Annotated in this window: 2 protein-coding genes; one reads left to right on the forward strand and one right to left on the reverse strand. The window is 67.6% G+C overall.

Features of this window, described 5'->3' with window-relative positions; all coding sequences use genetic code 11:
* Positions 1–2132: ATP-binding protein (locus tag AB4Y84_RS19455; RefSeq protein ID WP_442250704.1), on the forward strand; the 2132-nt coding region annotated here is incomplete at its 5' end.
* Position 2133: 1 nt separating this feature from the next.
* Here AB4Y84_RS19455 and AB4Y84_RS19460 read toward each other — a convergent pair.
* A partial coding sequence (locus AB4Y84_RS19460; protein ID WP_442250705.1) for a SapC family protein occupies positions 2134–2392 on the reverse strand: 259 nt, incomplete at its 5' end.

The following is a 2392-nucleotide window of genomic DNA, read 5'->3' on the forward strand; positions in this document are numbered from 1 at the left end:
GCTATGCCGCGCTCGTGGCCCGCCATTCCGGCCTGACCTTCGTCGAAGTCCCTTTTCCCAGCACCCTCGCCGCGATGACCGCCGTCTGTGAGGGGCGGGCCGATCTTGTGCTGGCGATGGGTGCTGACGATGGGGCACGCCTGCCCTGCCCCAGCCTGGCGCCCTCGCGCAGTTTTCCTGGCGGTGCCAGCGTGCTTGCCGGCCGTATTGGCGAGCGCTTGCCGCGGCGGGTTGCCGATCTCGGCACGCTGCGCATCGCTGCTGTTGAAGGAGGCCCCTACCCGGTGTGGCTGGCACAGCACCACCCTGCGGTGCCTGTGCTGCCGCACCCCAGCATGCGGGCGGCATTGGCTGCCGTGGATGCCGGCATTGCCGACGTTGCGATCGGGCTGGAATCCACTGCAGGTGCGATAGCACGACGTCACTTCTCCCACAGCCTGCGGTTGCAGACAGTGGATGCCGATCTTTCGACCCAGCTGCATCTGCTTGCCCGGCGCGAAGACCAGGCGCTGCTTGATCGTATCGAGGCGGCACTGGATGACATCACCATCGAAGAGCATGCCCAGTTGCTGCAGCGCTGGGCGCGGCAGACGCTGCCGGCCGCGCTCGGCCAGAAGGTGCGCGAAGGCCTCGATGGCACCGTGCTCTGGCTGTTGCCAGCCGCAGCCCTGCTGCTGGCATTCCCGTTGCTGGCTGCACGCAGGCTGCGCCAGCAGCAGGGTCTTGATCAGAAGCAGGCGCAGATGACGGGCATGATCAGCCATGAGGTGCGCAATTCCGCACAGGCCGTCATGGCGTCGATCGACCTGCTGGGCCAGGCGCCACTGCCAGCCGGTCAACGCGAACTGGTAGCCGCTGCGGCCACCGCCAGCCAGACATTGCGCGGATTGCTCAACCGCACGCTGGACTTCTCCCGCCTGGCCAGCGGCACTTTCCGGCCAAAGCTGGTGCCCTGCAACGTCCCTGCGATCTGCACGCAGGCGCTGCAGGCCATTACGCCCCTCGCGCAGAAGAAGGCGCTCAGCCTGCAGCTCTGTGCACCGCAGGCGCCGTTCCCGATGCTGGCAACGGACCCGGACTGCCTGCGCCAGCTGCTCGACAACCTGCTCGGCAATGCCGTCAAGTTCACCGACGTAGGCGGCGTTGAACTGCGCCTGCAGCTGGATGCGCCCACGAAGAACGCATCACTGTTGATAGAGGTCATCGACAGTGGCATCGGCATCGCGCCAGCGCAGATGAGCGCCCTGTTCGAGCCCTTCCGGCAGGCCGATGCAGGCAGGCAGCGCGGTGGCAGCGGCCTGGGCCTTTCCATCTGTCGCACGTTGGCCGAGGCCATGGGCGGCACCCTGGATGTCCATAGCGTGCATGGCCGTGGCAGCCGCTTCATTCTTCGCCTGCCCGTGCAGCAGGTGCAGGAAGATGCGCCGGCCACTGCCGCTGCGTCCGCCCTGCCCCGGCTGGCCGGCACGCGCATCCTGCTGGTGGAGGATCACGCGCTGACCCGGCAGGTCATTGCCGCCCAGTTGCGGCGCTGGGGCGCGACGGTGCAGGAGGCTGCCAATGCCGAAGATGCCTTGGCGACCCAGATGCAGGCGCCCTGCCCGCTGGTGATGCTGGACATCGGTCTGCCGGGAATGGATGGCTACGCGCTGGCCCGGCAATTGCGGCTGCATGAAGCAGAGGGCGCGCCGCGCGCCCGGCTGATCGCGCTTTCCGCCTTCACTGGCGACGATCACACGATGCGCTGCCAGGTTGCCGGCATCGACGCGGTATTGCTCAAGCCGTTGCAGGCCGATGCGCTGCTGCAGGCGCTGGACCAGCCTGTGCCCGGCCGTGCCTTCGAAAACACTGCCCGCGAACTGGTGGCCGCCTACGAAGAAGATATCGATCGCGAGCTGCAATGCCTGCACGAAGCGATCGCTCGTTGCGATGCCGCGCAGCTGCGCCATCATGCGCATCGCCTGCAGGGCGTGCTGCAGATGCTCAACGCGGGCGGCATGGAGGCACGCGCCGGCGAGCTATGGGAGCTGGGCGATCGCGTGCCGCCCGGCTGGGACGATACGCGCCAGCTGCTGGCCGAGCTGCAGTCGTGGCGCGGCTCCCGGGCTGCGGGAGCCGCGCCGTCGCCCTGAATCAGGCGGCGTTGCGGCCTGCCTGGCGGCGGGTCAGGTCGTTGAAGCGACCCAGCGAGATCAGGTGCTGGTGGATCAGCGCCAACCAGCCGTTGCGGTGCCATTCGATGACGGTCGCATCCGGCAGCGCAATGAACTTCTCGACGTCGACCACGAAGAAGCCGTTGAGGTTGAACTCGCGACCATCGGGCAGGCGCACGGTTGCATTGCGCTCGACCAGCAGGCCGTTGTCGACCAGTGCCTTGGAGAAGGCCTGGGTC

Source organism: Stenotrophomonas sp. 2YAF22, from assembly GCF_052114665.1.
GTDB classification, from domain to species: Bacteria; Pseudomonadota; Gammaproteobacteria; order Xanthomonadales; family Xanthomonadaceae; genus Stenotrophomonas; species Stenotrophomonas indicatrix.